Source organism: Methylobacter svalbardensis (assembly GCF_037671525.1).
Classification (GTDB): Bacteria; Pseudomonadota; Gammaproteobacteria; order Methylococcales; family Methylomonadaceae; genus Methylobacter_A; species Methylobacter_A svalbardensis.
This window is the reverse complement of the sequence record NZ_JAWPOH010000187.1, coordinates 1-860: the sequence shown is the minus strand read 5'-3', so window position 1 is coordinate 860 and position 860 is coordinate 1. Positions and strand designations below refer to the sequence as shown.

The 860-nt window shown below is 43.6% G+C and carries 1 protein-coding gene; it reads left to right on the top strand.

The annotated features are described in order from the left end of the window. Positions 1 to 179: 179 nt before the first annotated feature. A partial coding sequence (locus RW114_RS20765) for an IS4/Tn5 family transposase DNA-binding protein (RefSeq protein ID WP_340124626.1) occupies positions 180 to 860 on the top strand: 681 nt, incomplete at its 3' end.

Below are 860 nucleotides of genomic sequence, written 5' to 3'. Positions count from 1 at the left end.
ACCATCAAGGTAGGTGACATCTAATTGGCGTAGGCTATGGTCGCTCAGTTTCATAGAAAGGTTGTGTCAGAAATTTAGTCAGCAGTATGCTTGAATTAGCGTCAGTTTGCGAGAGGGGGGTGAACGCATCTCCTTACACACAAGTTGTTAAGATTTAGTAAAGTAGAATCATTTTAGCTATGAATTGGGCAAATACAGAATTTCGTAATTTAGATTTAGGTGATAAACGACTAAAGAATAGAGCCATAAAGCTAATCGAAAACCTAGCCAAGTCGCCAAAATCAAGCATACCTGAATCATGTCAAGGTTGGGCAGAGACGCAAGCAACCTATCGTTTTTATGCCAATGAAAATGTGACCTGGGATAAGGTGCTTGAAGGACATGCAAATAACGTGGAAGAACGTATCCGTCTAAGTGATTCAGCGGTTATTTTATGCCTGCAAGATACAACGGAACTAGACTTCAATGGACAACAGACCGAAGATTTAGGGCGCTTGTCTTATGATGCCCAGCGAGGGATGTACCTTCATCCAACGCTATGTGTAACATCTGATCGAATCCCTCTAGGAGTGACCGATGCCTGGATGTGGGCAAGAGGAACAAGCAAGGAAAATGATCAGCAACAAGACAGCATAAAAGAAAGCTGCCGTTGGATAGAAGGTTATGAGCGGGTTGCTGAAATGGCGGAACGTTGCCCGGAACAAAAGCTGGTTTATGTTGCCGATCGAGAAGGTGATATTCTCAATCTAATGATCCGAAGCATGGCGTTAAATTATCCCGCTGATTGGTTGGTTCGTGCCAAGCATAACCGTAAAGTAGCCGGTGATGAAAAACTATGGGATCTCGTCGATAAACAGCCC